Origin of the sequence: Xenorhabdus vietnamensis, from assembly GCF_002127535.1 — a bacterium.
GTDB classification, from domain to species: domain Bacteria; phylum Pseudomonadota; class Gammaproteobacteria; order Enterobacterales; family Enterobacteriaceae; genus Xenorhabdus; species Xenorhabdus vietnamensis.
This window is the reverse complement of the sequence record NZ_MUBJ01000011.1, coordinates 118,068-134,339: the sequence shown is the minus strand read 5'-3', so window position 1 is coordinate 134,339 and position 16,272 is coordinate 118,068. Positions and strand designations below refer to the sequence as shown.

Below are 16,272 nucleotides of genomic sequence, written 5' to 3'. Positions count from 1 at the left end.
CAATAGAACAGATTTTACATTGGTCAGACTGGAGACGGCGGCATCAATACCGGGCGCAACTATGTCACTATCGCCGCCGGGGAGATCATCGGCTTACAGAGCAATTACGGCTGTAGTACTAAGCACCTGATAATACGCCTGCTGTTGATAATGAATGATGGTTTCTACCGGTAACCATGCCAACTCTGAACGCCATTCACTCAAAATCAATGTTTGCCAAAAATTTATGTACAGATTTCATTTTGATGTGATGTATCCAGAAGGCACTATTGCTAGTGCCTTGATGCCATTAAGATTAAAAATGAGCACTGAACGTATCAAAGTTATCAGCTTTGACAAATTTGGCAGCGCTAGACACCTCTTTGCCATCTTTGTCTTTGCTTAACGCATTGAAATGCTCAACGCCACACTTAATCTTGGCCTTTTCAGCCTCACGCAGATCATCCGAGAATATGCTTGATTTCGTTTCAACCACAAAGTAAAGCTGCTCCCCCGCTCCATCATCTTTGTCAATTAATACCGCCCAGTCAGGATTGTAACTGCCCAGCGGGGTATCAATCTTAAACCAAGATGGCAGCTTAGAATAAATCTTCACTTCTTCAGCGCCCTCTAGCTTTTCAGCAAAGTTAAACTCGGTATCTGAATCGCAAATGATGTAGTCATATACCGACTTTTCAGCTTTCACCATATCTTTGAGGTAGCCAGTCAGCTCTTCTTCTTGGAAAAGCTCTTGGGCATAGTATGCCTCGTCACCAATACGGTGATATTTAACACCATCTACAATGACAATACGCATCTGCTTACGGATAACTTCACCAGCTAACTCGATAAAGCGCTGAGGGTTGTTTTTAAAGGCTTCCAGCTTATCGCCCAAACCCAGCAGAATATCGATAATTGTCTGACGGGTCAGATTGGTTTGGTCGGTCAGATAAGTCACAATATCTGGCAACTGGAAGTTGCGATTGCGGTAATACTGGATCTTGGTTTTCTCATCGTAGGTTTCCAGTTCAGCTTCAGTAACAGCAACCTTAACCTTGGTGTACTGGAACCTGACACTGGCTACCGCCACGTTCGTTCTAATTTCCTTGATACAGTTTTCAACCAGCTCGTTGATACTAAAGTTAACACGATAAGTCGTTTTATATTTAATACGCCCCCAAAGAGCCTTGAAGTCTTCACCAAGTACAACCTGCTTACCATTTGTATCTTCACACAAGGCTACAGAGCGCTTCTCTTCGTGTTTTTTTACGTTCAAGCCTTTTGCCAGCTTCTTCAACGTGGCAACGATGGCATCAGTATGCTCAGCGACACAGGAAGGCAGACTTACCTCGTTGTTATTGATGGCAATTTTCAGCGCATCCTGAATCTTGCCTTTACCATCGATATAACCTCGAGACAGAAGGTGCTGGAAGATCTCTTCTGACTTCTTCGCTCCCAAGAAGGTTTTCTGATCCAGCTCGCCAGAAACAACGATGTTGGCAAATTGATGAGACTCAACCGCACCAAATTTAATGCCTTCTTCCTCTTCAATCTCTTTTTGCAGTTCAGAAACAAAGCTTTCATAAGATTCGTTTGCCATAACGGTCAGAGTATTTACCTCAAAACCGTAAGGCACGCGCTCACCAGATTGATCAACGGCTAAACGTAGGCCACGGCCGATTTCCTGTCGTTTTTTAGTGATTGAGCTGGTTTCATTCAACGTACAAATCTGGAAAACATTCGGGTTGTCCCAGCCTTCTTTCAGTGCTGAATGTGAAAAGATAAAGCGCAGCTTCTCGTCCATAGATAGAAGCTTTTCTTTGTCTTTCATGATCAGGTTATAAGCTGACTCATCGGCCGTGGTTTTACCCCCTTCGCCTTTAGCTGAAAGCTTCGAGTCGGAGAACTGGGGGTTGCCAGAGGCATCTTTTTTCTTGTCTTGTGCAAAGTAACCATCATGCACTGTTTGAGTGAGTTCTTGCAACGCGACTTCGTTGATGGTGTATTTATCGCCATCATTATCCCAGATTATCGGGTACAACACGCGATATTTGGGCTTGCTAACCTGCTTGGTAAACTCTTCTTCAAACCACTTGGCAAACTTACCCTGAACAGGAACGCCATCTTTAGAGTAGCCGCGGTAGTTGGCAACCTTATCGATAAAGAACAGACTCAGCACCTTAATACCTTTCTGGTTTAGGATTTTCGGGTGATCGAGCTTGTCATAACCCGTTGTTACCTTGTGGTAGAACTTCAGCTCTTTTTCTAGGTGCTCTTCGATAGTTTTGGCTATTTGAATGCGCTTAAAGGCCTCCGAATCCACTTCACCAATGACTTGCCCAAGACGCACAATTTCATCGCGACTGGTAAAATCAATGTACTCATTACCTTCTTCGCAATAAATATCGTTAACGACATAGCCTTCATAAACACTACGCCCACCCGAAAGTTCGAATAAGTCATTGAGCTGACCATCTTTGATGGTTATTACCTTACGTGGTTGCAGCTTGCCTGTGCGCGTTTGAGCGTCAATTTCAATCTTGGCAGAAATGGGGGACTTCTTATTATCAACACTCACTAGCTTAATGTAGGCTTGGTTGTGCCCGTCCTTAACATCCAGAGAAGCAACCTCAATTTGCTTAACCAGTTTGCGTTCATAGGCATCAATAGAGTCAAGCTTATACAGCAGGTGCGGCGCTTCTTTCAACGTGGCTGAATAACGAAATGTACACAACGGTTTTAAGCTGCCAATCGCTTCTTTTCGGTTTGCCGTTGATACAACTGACTGTGGTTCATCAATAATAACGACAGGGCGAGTAGCCTGAATAAATTCAATAGGCTTCATTCCGTTTAACCTGTCATCTGTACGGTGAATAAGATTCGCCGTAATTTCCTTCGTCGGATCAGTAAATGACTTACTGAACGCATCAATATTGATCACCATGATTTGGATATAATCATTGGTAGCAAAGTTACGAACCTGTTCGCGCTTTGATGAGTCATAGACAAAATAGTCATACTGGGCGTTTTTGTACTGCTCACGGAAGTGCTGCTCAGTGATTTGCAGTGATTTATAGACGCCTTCTTTAATCGCAATGGACGGTACCACGATGATGAACTTTGTCAGTCCATGACACTGATTTAATTCAAAGATAGAACGCAAATACACATAGGTTTTACCTGTGCCTGTTTCCATCTCAACACTGAAATCTAGACTTGGCAATTCCTGCTTTGCGTTTTCAACCTGTGGCAAGCCATTCTTTAACTGAACATTACGCGTATTGGCATAAATTTCATCAGGCAATAAGGTAAGAGTATTACCGACACCAACATCGTTGTTTTTACTAAATATATCCAGCTGCTGATTCGCCAGCACATTATCGGCTACAGTGAAATTGCATTGAAATGTTTCCTGCCCTTCAAACACACCTAAAACAGCTTCAACCGCATCTATTTGGTGTGATAAGTCCGATCTAAATTGAATCTTCATCACCACCACCTTAAATGCTTTTTACATCGTCGATACCATATTGCTTCAGGATCTGAATCGCGTTGGTCTTCACTACGCTGTCGGCAAATCCTTGGTCTTTAAAAACGACTTGAGTATTTTCTGGATCGAGCTTTTCTTTTAGTTTAGCGATACCCTCAACCACCTGTTCAGTGATGTCATCATCCAGGCAAACTATTAAAGCACCTGTGCCAACAACAAATACTCTCTTGCCCTCGATTGTTGCTTCTTCAACATGGGTGGTTAATTCAATACCGTATTTAAGTAAGATTTCATAAAGAACGTCTTCTGAATTACGACCATTTTTAACGGAATCAGAAGCTTGTTGAAGAACCTGTTCCAAATTATCAAAGTTAGCATCCCAAGAATGAATATTTGTTTGATCTAATTTGAAAAACTTAACACCTTGAGTTTTATCTTCTTCTAAAATGGCATTTTTTATTCTTTTTAGGGAGATTCTGGAAATCAATTCGGGTATTAACTCCTGAGTACAATACGCTGTTGCACCTGAATTTTTTGAGACAGACTCAGGCAATTGAACCAATATAAACTTTCTTCTGCCGCCATCTTTCTTATTTTGCTTTAACACCGCATGACCTGTAGAACCACTTCCAGCAAAAAAGTCAAGAATGATATCTTCACTATCCGTGACCTTCATTAAGTGTTCAATTAAGCCTGTAGGCTTTGGATAATCAAAAACAGATGAACAGAGAAGAGCTTCAACTTCTTTACTTCCTTGCTTCGTTGTAAAATCTGTTATTATTGTTTTTGGATGTTCGGTGCCCCGCTTTTTAACATACTGAAGAACACCATTAGGTTTAAAGAAGAACTCAACAACCTGCTGTCCTTTAGAGTCAAAAGTAGCCTTTCCTGATAACCAACTTTCGATTTGGCTCTTCATTGTCCAACCCGCTTTTAGAGTAACTTCACTAGCTAAAACTCCATTCTTACATTCAAATACACCTGAAGTAACTTCAACGATTTCTTTATCTCCAAATACTGATGAAAACGTTTTATTTTCACCTAAAAACTTGACTCCAGCAGGGAATGTTATTTCTGACGCAGGGTTTTTAAAGCTAACTTTTTTTATTGCACGATCAGAAATCAAGCTATCATCTCCCTTATAAACAATATGAGGTAATTGAGATATATCTTTTGCATATGCCAATATATATTCATGTTCTCTGGTAAAAGTTGATGCAGAGGTTCTTCCACTCTTCCAAATAAATCTTTCAACAAAATTATCTTCACCAAATATTTCATTGCACAAATTGGATAAATTAACAACTTCATGTTCATCTATAGATATAAATATAATTCCACCATCGGATAATAAATTTCTGGCCAATTTCAATCTTGGGTAAAGCATATTTAGCCAATCTGTATGATACCGACCAGATGTGTCAGAATTAGTGTTAAAAGGCTTACCTTGATTATTTATTTGCCCCGTTAATACCTGATAATTTCTTATGTTGTCATGAAAATTATCTTTATAAATAAAGTCATTACCTGTGTTATAGGGTGGATCTATATAGATCATCTTTACCTTTTTATGGTAAGACTTTTGTAATATTTTAAGCACTTCAAGGTTATCACCTTCAATAAAAAGGTTACCTGTGGTATCCCAGTTCACGCTTTCTTCTTTACAAGGGCGTAGCGTGCCTGTTGATGGAGTTTGAGCAATTTGACGTGCGCGGGTTTTACCATGCCAAGTGAAGTTATAGCGCTCATTTGAATCATCAACGACTTCACCAAGCATAGCTTTTAAGGCGTCAAAATCGATTTTGCTTTCAGAAAATACCTCAGGGAAAAGTTGCTTAAGTTGATCGATATTTTCTTGAGTGATATTCGCACTTTTGGACTCAGGGTAGTTCAGGGTGATTTTTTTAATTGTCATCAGAGGAATTCCATTTATTACCCACTGAGCAAAACTCATGCTCGTGGTTCATATTCTTCGTTAAACTGTTAAATTGTTGCCTTAATTGCAGCAATTTTCGGTTTAAGTGTAGTAAAGAATTCCTGATACCTCGCAATGATGGCGCTCTGATAACATAAAAATGAGATGTGAAACTAAAATAATCGAATCTCTAACATCCCATTTAATTTACATTCAAAATTATTCATCAACAATGGATTGTAGATGTAGCTCGTTCACTGGAAATACCTCTTCCATTGAGCAGTTATCTAGGCAATTACCACGTCAGTTCATACTTCGGATAATGTTATTTTGCCCACAACAAACAATAAAATTTTTGCTGCTATATTTAATTTCCCGACATGATGAATCCCCTCAGATAATACTAACCTGCTTAACGGCAGTTTTTTATCCGGCGAAGCTGGAAAATCTATTGAGCTGAAATTATCCTTGAAATTAAGTTTATTAACCGTTATATGCATGCTGATCAAATATCGATCTCATCAATCTGATTTTAGGAACGGAATTCAAGATAACTTCATGAGATGGTTTTTTTCAGGCAGTTAGCGGCTTACTCAGATACGTGTCAGGAATTTAATAAATTCGTATAATAAATCGTTACCATGTTGTCAGAGACTGAAACTTCTGAAAGGCTCCAGTCATGAAAACATCAAAACATGTAGTTAGTCGCCGCTTTTTTGCCTTGGTAGAATTCGACTGCAAACAGAAATAATGGTCCAATTTATTAATGCCACTATAAATATAAGAGTCCGAAACTGTAATCCTTTTAATAATAATCGTGTTTTTTGTTCACAAAATAGTCCTATTTATTTCAAGATACTTTTTTTTGTTGCAATAACCAGTGATCTAGTTCATTTGCAAACCGCTGGCGATCACGTTGGTTTAACGCAGCAGGTCCTCCCGTTTGGATTCCACTCGCTCGCATCGTATCCATAAAATCACGCATAGTCAGGCGTTCACGTATTGTTGCTTCACTATAACGTTCACCGCGCGGATTGAGTGCTATTGCACCTTTTTCAATCACTTCAGCAGCAAGAGGAATATCTGCTGTAATCACTAAATCACCGATTTCTGATCGACGAACAATTTCATTATCAGCGACATCAAACCCAGCAGGGACTTGTAACGTACGCAAAAAAACGGATGCAGGTACACTTAATCGTTGATTTGCCACGAATGTAACCTGTACTTTTTCACGTTCTGCCGCACGATATAATACTTCTTTTATAACCTTAGGACATGCATCAGCATCTACCCATATAGGCATAACAGCTTCCTCTCAATTTCATATTTTTAGCCATATCTAGGATATTCCCACTATTTTCAAAATAATCAAACTAATGGTCGTCATGAAGTCAAAGAATAAATCCCGTTGGCTCTTTTATGCTTACGATAGAATCAGACGAAAAGTGATCGCCCATGTTTTTGGCTCAAACCCTGAAACGTCTGATAGCCTTGTTAGCCCCTTTCAACATTGTGATCTATATGACCGAGGGTTGGCGAGCGTATGAAAAAACGCTGACAGGAAAACTGCATGTGGTCAGCAAGCGTTATACACAGCGCATAGAAAGACATAATCTGAATCTACGCTTACTCTCAAAACCCGATCTTTTTCAAAGTCCGTTGGAATGTATGACAAAGTCATTGGGTATTATCTGAACATTCATCGCGATCAATAAATTGATGTCGCGACAAAAAATCCGGTATGCTTTTTGAACAGCATATCCGGATTTATTCAATACAACTCTATTGTCTTGTTTAGATCTTAATTGTCAGTCCACAACAATTAATAGAGCACTACAACACCATTACTCCACCGTCACCGATTTCGCCAAGTTACGTGGTTGATCTACGTCTGTACCCTTGATCAACGCAACGTGGTAAGACAGCAATTGCAATGGAACGGTATAGAAGATCGGGGCGATCAACTCTTCTACGTGTGGCAGGGAGATGATCTTCATGTTTTCGCTGTTGGTAAAACCTGCATCCTGATCAGCGAAGACGTACAACTGACCGCCACGGGCACGAACTTCTTCAATGTTGGATTTCAGTTTTTCCAGCAGTTCGTTGTTCGGTGCAACGATGATCACTGGCATATCCGCGTCGATCAATGCCAGAGGACCATGTTTCAATTCACCCGCCGCGTAGGCTTCTGCATGAATGTAAGAGATCTCTTTCAGTTTCAGCGCACCTTCAACTGCGATCGGGTATTGATCGCCACGGCCAAGGAACAGTGCATGATGTTTTTCGGAGAAATCTTCTGCCAGTGACTCAATGATTTTGTCTTTCGACAACATGCTTTCAATGCGGCTTGGCAGGGCATGCAGGGCATGAACAATGTCTTGCTCCAAGGCTACATTATCACCTTTCAAGCGTCCTATATAAGCCACCAGCATTAACAATACAGTGAGCTGGGTAGTGAAAGCTTTGGTGGATGCCACGCCGATTTCTGCACCGGCTTTGGTCATCAGGGCAAATTCTGATTCGCGTACCAGAGAGGAACCTGCCACGTTACAGATGGTCAGTGAAGTCAGGTAACCCAGTTCTTTGGATAAACGCAACGCAGCCAAGGTATCAGCCGTTTCACCCGACTGGGATAGGGTGATCAGCAGGCTTCCTTTACGGCGTGCGGGCTTGCGGTAACGAAATTCAGAAGCAATTTCTACATCACATGGAATGCCCGCTAGCGATTCGAACCAATAGCGCGAAACCATGCCTGCGTTGTAGGAAGTACCACAAGCAACAATTTGGATATGCTCAACTTGGGATAGTAATTCCGTAGCATTAACGCCCAATTCTGACAGATTGACCTGACCATTGCTTAAACGGCCTTCCAATGTGCTCTTGATCGCCATTGGCTGTTCGTAAATCTCTTTCTGCATGTAGTGACGGTATACACCTTTGTCACCTGCATCGTACTGAACATTGGATTCAATTTGCTCGCGCTCAACTGCTTCGCCCTGTACATCAAAGATGCGAACAGTACGGCGAGTGATTTCTGCGATGTCACCTTCTTCCAGATAGATAAAGCGACGAGTCACCGGCAGTAATGCCAATTGGTCAGATGCCAGGAAGTTTTCCCCCATACCCAAGCCAATAACCAATGGGCTGCCAGAACGCGCTGCTACCAATACATCAGGTTGACGGCTATCCATAATCACGGTGCCATAAGCACCACGCAATTGTGGAATAACACGCTGAATAACTTCCAGCAGTGATCCACCTTGTTGCTGTTCCCAGTGAACAAGATGGGCAATGGTTTCGGTATCTGTATCAGAAGAGAAGGTGTAACCACGCGCTTTTAATTCTTCGCGCAGTTCTTCGTGGTTTTCAATTATGCCGTTATGCACAACCGCAATATGTTCAGAAACATGCGGATGGGCATTACGTTCGTTTGGTTCACCGTGAGTCGCCCAACGAGTATGAGCAATCCCCGTTCCACCAATGACTGGTTGTTTGTCGGCTTCATCAGCCAGCATCTGCACTTTACCCACTTCACGCAGGCGGGTCATGCGGTTTTCACTGTCAACGACAGCCATTCCAGCAGAATCATAACCACGGTACTCCAGGCGACGAAGACCTTCGAGCAGTATTTCTGCAATATCTCGTTGTGCTACTGCACCAACAATTCCACACATTTTGTTTTATTCCTAAAAACAGGGTTTATAAACCCCTTTTTTATGTCGCCAACCTGATTGTTTTACGGCAAATCGCGTTCCGGCTTTGCCGTCCCCGAGCTTTGTAGAGATGGGGATTGTCCCCTTCATCTTTCAAGCCACTGCTTTGTCGGCTTCGTTCACTTGCCGCCGCGCTGCAACTTGAAATCTATTGGGGATTTTTTTATGGGTATATCTTATTTATTTTTTCTTTACTGGACGCTGCCAGTTTTTAATATGAGTTTGTTTTACGCGGCTGATAACCAGCTCATTCTCAGCAACGTTTTTTGTTACGGTAGTTCCAGCGCCAATCGTTGCCCCGTTCGCTACTGTAACTGGTGCAACAAGCTGGGTATCAGAACCAACAAATACATCATCACCAATGATGGTTTTAAACTTATTAGCGCCATCATAATTGCAGGTAATGGTTCCTGCACCGATATTCACATTATTGCCAATTTCAGAATCACCAAGATAAGTCAGGTGACCTGCCTTAGAACCTTTGCCAAGTGAAGATTTTTTCATTTCAACAAAATTGCCAACGTGAGCTTTTTCCGCCAATTTGGAACCCGGGCGTAAACGAGCAAAAGGCCCAATAGTACACTCAGCAGCAATTTCAGAATCTTCAATGACAGAGTAAGGACTAATGACGGCACCATCACCAATTACACAATTTTTCAGGATACAACCAGAGCCGATCTCAACATTATTTCCCAATGTGACATGACCTTGGATAATGACATTGGTATCAATCACTACATCGCGACCATGTTCTAAGGTTCCACGCAAATCAAAACGAGCCGGATCTAATAACATGACGCCAGCCAATAGTAATTTTTCAGCTTGTTCTGTTTGGTAAATACGCTCCAAAGCGGAAAGTTGAAGGCGATTGTTAACCCCTTCCATCTCACTTAAACGGCTTGGGTGTACTGCCTTGATTTGACGGCCTTCCTTGTGTGCAAGCGCAATAATATCGGTCAGATAATATTCACCTTGTGCATTGTTGTTTTCCAACTTGGATAACCAACGTTTTAAATCACCACCATTCGCTACCAAAATACCAGTGTTGATTTCGTTGATTTTACGCTGTTCTTCCGTTGCATCTTTTTGTTCGATAATGCCCGTCACTTCACCATTTTCACGAATGATGCGCCCATAACCCGTTGGATTATCCAGAATTGCAGTTAATAAACCAATTCCACCCTCTGGTTTAACCTCAATCAAACGCTCTAAAGTGTCCTTGGCAATCAAAGGCACATCACCGTAAAGAATCAGAATATCTTCATCATCCGAAAAATGCGGAGCCGCTTGCTGCATGGCATGACCAGTACCTAGTTGTTCAGCTTGCAATACCCAGTTCAGATTTTGGTTGGAAAGTGTTTGTTTCATCAGATCACCGCCATGCCCATAAACCAAATGAACATTTTGAGTACCCAACTCCATTGCGGTGTCAATAACATGCTGAACCATTGGTTTTCCGGCCAGCAAGTGCAGAACTTTAGGAAGAGCGGAATACATGCGAGTTCCCTTGCCTGCAGCAAGGATCACGACACTTTTTGTACTGACACGATTTGAATTGACACTATTTGCAATAATAGACATAAGAAACCTGACAATTCCAATTTTAAGTATGAAAGTAAACCTGTTTGCGAAATAAATTGCCACATATTTCGCAAAGCAAAAAAGCCAGTTAGCTTTCACCAACTGGCTTTCTATCTAACTGCCTATATCCTTCACCTTTCAAGTTGCAACTCATTTGGATGCAATTCGAAATCTATCGGATAATTATAACATCATCTTTTTTGTCATCTCGATAACGCGAAGTTTCGCGATCGCTTTCGACAATTCAGCAGATGCCTGAGCATAATCAACATCGCCGTGAGAATTACGGATGTGTTCTTCTGCCTTGCGCTTGGCTTCAAGCACTTTAGCTTCGTCCAAATCCTTACCACGGATCGCTGTATCAGACAGTACGATAACGCCGTTTGGCTGTACTTCAAGAATTCCACCTGACAGGTAGATAAATTCTTCTTCACCAAACTGTTTAACAATACGTATCATGCCCGGTTTTATGGCAGTCAGCAGTGGTGTGTGTTGAGGATAAATTCCCAACTCACCTTCACTACCTGTCACCTGAATTTTTTGTACCAGCCCTTCAAACAGCTGTTTTTCAGCACTGACTACGTTCAGGGAGAACGTCATTGCAGCCATATCAACCTCCCGTCAGCCGTATTAAAGCTTCTTCGCTTTTTCCACAGCTTCGTCGATGGTACCAACCATGTAGAACGCCTGCTCTGGCAGATGGTCATAATCACCGTTCAGGATGCCCTTGAAGCCACGGATAGTGTCTTTCAGAGAAACGAATTTACCTGGAGAGCCAGTGAAGACTTCTGCAACGAAGAATGGCTGAGACAGGAAGCGCTGGATCTTACGAGCACGTGCCACAACCAGTTTGTCGTCTTCAGACAATTCATCCATACCCAGAATGGCGATGATGTCTTTCAGTTCCTGATAACGTTGCAGGATAGACTGAACGCCACGAGCCACGTCATAATGCTCCTGACCAACAACCAGTGGATCAAGCTGACGGCTGGTTGAATCCAGTGGGTCAACCGCAGGGTAAATACCCAAAGATGCGATCTGACGGCTCAATACGACCGTTGCATCCAAGTGGGCAAAGGTTGTCGCTGGTGATGGGTCAGTCAAGTCATCCGCAGGAACATAAACAGCCTGTACGGAGGTGATGGAGCCAGTTTGGGTTGAGGTGATACGCTCTTGCAGAACACCCATCTCTTCTGCCAACGTTGGCTGATAACCTACCGCAGATGGCATACGGCCCAACAGTGCCGATACTTCGGTCCCTGCCAGGGTATAACGGTAAATGTTATCAACGAACAGCAGAACATCGCGGCCTTCATCACGGAATTTTTCCGCCATAGTCAAACCAGTCAATGCTACACGCAGACGGTTTCCTGGTGGCTCATTCATCTGACCGTATACCAGAGATACTTTATCTAGTACGTTTGAGTCAGTCATTTCATGATAGAAGTCGTTACCTTCACGGGTACGCTCACCTACACCGGCAAATACAGAGTAACCTGAGTGCTCAATCGCGATGTTACGGATCAGCTCCATCATGTTAACGGTTTTACCTACACCCGCACCACCAAACAGACCAACTTTACCACCCTTAGCGAATGGGCAGATCAAGTCCATGACTTTGATACCGGTTTCCAGCAGTTCCTGAGAGTTGGACAGCTCTTCATAGGTTGGTGCTGTACGGTGAATTGACCAGCGCTCTTCTTCGCCGATCTCACCTTTCATGTCAATTGGATCGCCCAATACGTTCATGATACGGCCCAGTGTTGCTTTACCCACTGGTACTTCGATTGGGTGTCCTAAATCAGTCACGTCCAAATTACGGCGCAGGCCATCGGAGGTACCCATTGCAATACAACGAACGATACCACCACCTAACTGCTGCTGAACTTCCAGCACCAGTTTTTCTTCACCGTTTTTAACCTCAAGGGCATCGTATACTTTTGGTACGCTGTCCTGAGGGAATTCGACGTCCACTACGGCGCCGATTACCTGGATAATCTTTCCAGTAGCCATCTTGAATCCTCTACGTAATTCGTAAACCTAGCTGTTAAACCGCAGAAGCACCCGAAACGATTTCGGTGAGTTCCTGAGTGATACTGGCCTGACGAGCCTTGTTGTAAACCAACTGCAACTCTTTGATCAGGTTGCCACCGTTATCGGTCGCGGCTTTCATCGCTACCATTCGTGCGGCCTGTTCACTAGCCAGGTTTTCAACGACGCCCTGATAAACTTGCGATTCTATATAGCGACGCAGCAGGGTATCCAACAGCGCTTTAGGATCAGGTTCATACAGATAGTCCCAGGACTTCTTCTTCAGTGTTTCATCGTCTCCGGCTGGCAGAGGCAATAACTGAGTGATAGTCGGAACCTGAGACATTGTATTCATGAACTTGTTTGTCACTATATACAGTTTATCCAGACGCCCTTCGTCATATGCTTGCATCATGACGTGGACTGGCCCGATCAGTTCGGACAATGATGGGTTATCTCCCATCCCTGTTACTTGGGCAACAATGTTGCCACCAACAGAAGAAAAGAAAGAAACCGCTTTCGATCCAACAAGCGCCAAGTCAACTTGGACGTTTTTATCAGACCAGTCTTTCATTTCTATCAGCAATTTTTTGAACAAGTTAATGTTCAAACCGCCACATAAACCACGGTCAGTCGAAACTACCACGTACCCAACGCGCTTCACTTCGCGCTCTTCAAGGTATGGATGTTTATATTCCAAATTACCTAACGCAAGGTGTCCAATCACACTGCGAATGGTTTCTGCATAAGGACGGCTGGCCGCCATGCGATCCTGCGTTTTACGCATTTTGGACGCGGCGACCATTTCCATCGCTTTAGTGATTTTTTGCGTGTTCTGCACACTGGCGATTTTAGTACGTATCTCTTTTGCGCCGGCCATTTCTGCTTCTCCTCATTAACCAGACGGCCCATGTTTTTTATTCATCAACAGAATCAAACAGGGCCGAATAGTGTTACCAGGACTGAGTCGCCTTGAAGGATTCCAACAGAGCTTTCAGCTTAGCTTCAATCTCTCCGTTATAATCACCAGACTGGTCAATCTCTTTCAGAAGATCAGCATGTTCACGGCTAGCATATGCCAACAGCGCAGCTTCGAAACTGACCACTTTCGCGATTTCGATATCTTCCAGATAACCACGCTCAGCGGCAAACAGAGACAGAGCCTGCTGTGCAATGGACATCGGCTGATACTGCTTCTGTTTCAACAACTCAGTTACTTTCTGACCATGATCCAACTGCTTACGAGTTGCATCATCCAGATCAGAAGCAAACTGGGAGAATGCCGCCAGTTCACGGTACTGAGCCAGAGCGGTACGAATACCACCAGACAGTTTCTTGATGATCTTAGTCTGAGCCGCACCACCTACACGGGAGACGGAAATCCCTGGGTTAACCGCTGGGCGGATACCTGCGTTGAACAGAGAAGATTCAAGGAAGATCTGGCCATCAGTGATGGAGATAACGTTTGTTGGTACGAATGCAGAAACGTCACCCGCCTGAGTTTCAATGATTGGCAATGCAGTCAGAGAACCTGTTTTACCTTTCACTTCGCCATTGGTGAATTTTTCAACGTATTCAGCGTTAACACGCGCTGCACGCTCCAGCAAACGGGAGTGCAGATAGAAAACATCACCAGGGAATGCTTCACGTCCAGGTGGACGACGCAGCAACAGAGAAACCTGACGGTATGCTACAGCCTGTTTAGACAGGTCATCGTAAACAATCAGTGCATCTTCACCGCGATCACGGAAGTATTCACCCATCGCGCAACCAGAGTATGGTGCTAGATATTGCAGCGCTGCAGATTCAGAAGCGGATGCAACAACAACGATAGTATTTTCCAGTGCGCCGTGCTCTTCCAGTTTACGAACTACGTTAGCAATGGTAGATGCTTTCTGACCAATCGCAACATAGATACATTTGATACCAGAATTACGCTGGTTGATAATCGCATCAATAGCCAGAGCGGTTTTACCCGTCTGACGGTCACCGATTACCAATTCACGCTGGCCGCGGCCAATTGGGATCATAGCATCAACGGATTTGTAACCTGTCTGGACAGGCTGGTCAACAGATTGACGATCGATAACGCCCGGTGCAATAACTTCAACAGGAGAGAAGCCATCATTTTCAAGAGCGCCCTTACCGTCGATTGGTTCACCCAGCGTGTTAACAACACGACCCAGCAGACCACGACCAACAGGTACTTCTAAAATACGGCCAGTACATTTGACTTTCATGCCTTCGGCTAAGTCAGCATACGGACCCATCACAACTGCACCTACAGAGTCACGCTCTAAGTTCAGTGCAATTGCGTAACGATTGCCAGGCAGAGAGATCATTTCACCCTGCATGACATCGGCTAAACCGTGAATACGAATGATACCGTCGTTAACGGAAACAATCGTACCTTCATTGTGAGCTTCGCTCACAACATTGAACTGAGCAATACGCTGTTTGATCAGTTCGCTGATTTCGGTGGAATTCAGTTGCATATGCTCCAGTCCCCTTAAGACTGCAAGACGTCTGTTAAACGATCCAGACGGCCACGAATACTGCCATCGATCACCATGTCACCAGCGCGGATAACCACACCGGCAATAACAGACTTGTCAATTTTGCAATTCAGCTTCACTTTGCGTGACAGACGTTTTTCCATCGCCGCAGAAATTTTAGCTTGCTGTTGCTCATTCAGTTCGGACGCAGAAATCACTTCAACATCAATGGTTGATTCAAGTGACGCACGCAATTGGATAAATTGCTGGAAGACTTCTGGCAATACCAGCAAGCGACCATTTTCTGCCATTACACGAATAAAGTTCTGAGCATGCTCATCAACCTGCTCACCACAAATGGTGATGAAGGTTTTGGCTAACGTTTCCGGTGCCAATGAACCGGAAAGCAGCTCACCAACCTGCTCATTGCAAGTGACCTCAGCTGTGAACGCCAGCATGTTTTGCCAGTGTTCAAGAGATTGGTGTTCTACAGCAAAGTCAAAAGCTGCTTTGGCGTAGGGGCGAGCTACCGTAGCAAATTCAGACATGCCCCTCCCTCCTTACAGTTCAGCGACCAGTTTATCAACGATGTCGCTGTTAGCAGCTTCATCCACGGAACGTTCGATGATTTTCTCGGCACCTGCGATAGCCAGCATCGCAACCTGTTTACGTAACTCTTCACGAGCGCGTTTGCGTTCAGCTTCAATTTCAGCGTGAGCCTGCGCTACAATTTTGTTACGTTCCAGCTCAGCTTCTGCTTTAGCATCATCAATGATTTGGGCTTTTTGTTTATTAGCCAGCTCAATGATAACTTGCGCATCAGCTTTCGCTTTTTTCAGTTGGTCGGACGCATTGGCTTGCGCTAAGTCCAGGTTCTTTTTAGCACGTTCTGCTGAAGCCAAACCGTCAGCAATCTCTTTCTGACGCTTTTCAATGGCCGCCATGATTGGTGGCCATACATACTTCATGCAGAACAAAACAAACAGGACAAACGCGATGGCCTGGCCGAGGATTGTTGCGTTAATATTCACAGCACAATACCTCTATTTCAATTAATGAATCGGC

Annotated in this window: 11 protein-coding genes and 2 pseudogenes; 1 reads left to right on the top strand and 12 read right to left on the bottom strand. The window is 43.7% G+C overall.

The window, feature by feature from the left end; genetic code table 11:
* Positions 1-120: 120 nt before the first annotated feature.
* From Xvie_RS23170 to Xvie_RS11685, 4 genes and pseudogenes are all read right to left on the bottom strand, one after another.
* Positions 121-219, bottom strand: a pseudogene (locus Xvie_RS23170) (Fic family protein); the annotation flags it as partial.
* Positions 220-295: 76 nt separating this feature from the next.
* Positions 296-3,469, bottom strand: coding sequence for a type III restriction-modification system endonuclease (locus Xvie_RS11695; protein ID WP_167376269.1), 3,174 nt, complete (start codon positions 3,467-3,469; stop codon positions 296-298).
* 10 nt (positions 3,470-3,479) lie between these two features.
* On the bottom strand, positions 3,480-5,384 hold the full coding sequence (locus Xvie_RS11690) for a site-specific DNA-methyltransferase (RefSeq protein WP_086109492.1): 1,905 nt from the start codon (positions 5,382-5,384) through the stop codon (positions 3,480-3,482).
* Between the two features lie 850 nt (positions 5,385-6,234).
* The gene (locus Xvie_RS11685) at positions 6,235-6,690 is read right to left on the bottom strand and encodes a YaiI/YqxD family protein (RefSeq protein ID WP_086109491.1); all 456 of its coding nucleotides are present in this window, start codon (positions 6,688-6,690) and stop codon (positions 6,235-6,237) included.
* An 88-nt stretch (positions 6,691-6,778) separates the two neighbouring features.
* On the opposite strand from Xvie_RS11685, the pseudogene Xvie_RS23165 reads away from it, so the two are divergent.
* Positions 6,779-7,102 (top strand): annotated as a pseudogene (locus Xvie_RS23165) (IS1 family transposase); the annotation flags it as partial.
* A gap of 129 nt (positions 7,103-7,231) precedes the next feature.
* Here the strand turns inward: Xvie_RS23165 and glmS are convergent.
* The 8 genes from glmS to atpF all read right to left on the bottom strand — a co-directional run bounded on the left by glmS (position 7,232) and on the right by atpF (position 16,238).
* Positions 7,232-9,061, bottom strand: coding sequence for a glutamine--fructose-6-phosphate transaminase (isomerizing) (glmS, locus tag Xvie_RS11665; RefSeq protein ID WP_086109488.1), 1,830 nt, complete (start codon positions 9,059-9,061; stop codon positions 7,232-7,234).
* A gap of 219 nt (positions 9,062-9,280) precedes the next feature.
* A complete protein-coding gene (gene glmU, locus Xvie_RS11660; RefSeq protein ID WP_086109487.1) occupies positions 9,281-10,681 on the bottom strand; it encodes a bifunctional UDP-N-acetylglucosamine diphosphorylase/glucosamine-1-phosphate N-acetyltransferase GlmU in 1,401 nt (466 codons plus the stop codon).
* 183 nt (positions 10,682-10,864) lie between these two features.
* A complete protein-coding gene (locus tag Xvie_RS11655; RefSeq protein WP_086109486.1) occupies positions 10,865-11,290 on the bottom strand; it encodes a F0F1 ATP synthase subunit epsilon in 426 nt (141 codons plus the stop codon).
* A gap of 21 nt (positions 11,291-11,311) precedes the next feature.
* Positions 11,312-12,694, bottom strand: a complete 1,383-nt coding sequence (gene atpD / locus Xvie_RS11650) for a F0F1 ATP synthase subunit beta (protein WP_086109485.1) — start codon at positions 12,692-12,694, stop codon at positions 11,312-11,314.
* A 34-nt stretch (positions 12,695-12,728) separates the two neighbouring features.
* Entirely contained in the window at positions 12,729-13,592 is an 864-nt protein-coding gene (gene atpG / locus Xvie_RS11645) for a F0F1 ATP synthase subunit gamma (RefSeq protein WP_086109484.1), read from the bottom strand.
* 73 nt (positions 13,593-13,665) lie between these two features.
* Complete coding sequence (gene atpA / locus Xvie_RS11640) at positions 13,666-15,207, bottom strand: F0F1 ATP synthase subunit alpha (RefSeq protein ID WP_086109483.1); 1,542 nt, start codon at positions 15,205-15,207, stop codon at positions 13,666-13,668.
* Positions 15,208-15,221: 14 nt separating this feature from the next.
* Complete coding sequence (gene atpH / locus Xvie_RS11635; protein WP_086109482.1) at positions 15,222-15,755, bottom strand: F0F1 ATP synthase subunit delta; 534 nt, start codon at positions 15,753-15,755, stop codon at positions 15,222-15,224.
* A 12-nt stretch (positions 15,756-15,767) separates the two neighbouring features.
* On the bottom strand, positions 15,768-16,238 hold the full coding sequence (gene atpF / locus Xvie_RS11630; RefSeq protein ID WP_086109481.1) for a F0F1 ATP synthase subunit B: 471 nt from the start codon (positions 16,236-16,238) through the stop codon (positions 15,768-15,770).
* Positions 16,239-16,272: the final 34 nt, after the last annotated feature.

Bases quoted from the DNA above. Each gene is read 5' to 3' on its own strand.
- Xvie_RS11690 (WP_086109492.1), bottom strand. From the start codon at position 5,384: ATGACAATTAAAAAAATCACCCTGAACTACCCTGAGTCCAAAAGTGCG.
- atpD (WP_086109485.1), bottom strand. From the start codon at position 12,694: ATGGCTACTGGAAAGATTATCCAGGTAATCGGCGCCGTAGTGGACGTC.
- atpH (WP_086109482.1), bottom strand. From the start codon at position 15,755: ATGTCTGAATTTGCTACGGTAGCTCGCCCCTACGCCAAAGCAGCTTTT.
- glmU (WP_086109487.1), bottom strand. From the start codon at position 10,681: ATGTCTATTATTGCAAATAGTGTCAATTCAAATCGTGTCAGTACAAAA.
- Xvie_RS11695 (WP_167376269.1), bottom strand. From the start codon at position 3,469: ATGAAGATTCAATTTAGATCGGACTTATCACACCAAATAGATGCGGTT.
- atpG (WP_086109484.1), bottom strand. From the start codon at position 13,592: ATGGCCGGCGCAAAAGAGATACGTACTAAAATCGCCAGTGTGCAGAAC.
- Xvie_RS11655 (WP_086109486.1), bottom strand. From the start codon at position 11,290: ATGGCTGCAATGACGTTCTCCCTGAACGTAGTCAGTGCTGAAAAACAG.
- glmS (WP_086109488.1), bottom strand. From the start codon at position 9,061: ATGTGTGGAATTGTTGGTGCAGTAGCACAACGAGATATTGCAGAAATA.
- Xvie_RS11685 (WP_086109491.1), bottom strand. From the start codon at position 6,690: ATGCCTATATGGGTAGATGCTGATGCATGTCCTAAGGTTATAAAAGAA.
- atpA (WP_086109483.1), bottom strand. From the start codon at position 15,207: ATGCAACTGAATTCCACCGAAATCAGCGAACTGATCAAACAGCGTATT.